The 260-nt window shown below is 66.9% G+C and carries 1 pseudogene; it reads left to right on the top strand.

Going from position 1 to position 260, the window contains the following annotated elements:
* Positions 1-260 (top strand): annotated as a pseudogene (locus ACFIF2_RS36000) (alpha-1,4-glucan--maltose-1-phosphate maltosyltransferase); the annotation flags it as partial.

Genomic DNA, 260 nt, shown 5'->3' on the forward strand with positions numbered 1-260 from the left:
CACCCCGAGTGGTTCCACCACCGCGCCGACGGCTCGATCGCCCACGCCGAGAACCCGCCCAAGAAGTACCAGGACATCTACCCCGTCGCCTTCGACGCCGACATGGACGGCCTGGTCACCGAGACCCTCCGCGTCCTGCGCCACTGGATGGACCACGGCGTGCGGATCTTCCGCGTCGACAACCCCCACACCAAACCCGTCGTGTTCTGGGAGCGGGTCATCGGCGAGATCAACCACGCCGACCCCGACGTCATCTTCCT

The organism is Streptomyces sp. BK79 (assembly GCF_044142145.1).
Taxonomy (GTDB): domain Bacteria; phylum Actinomycetota; class Actinomycetes; order Streptomycetales; family Streptomycetaceae; genus Streptomyces.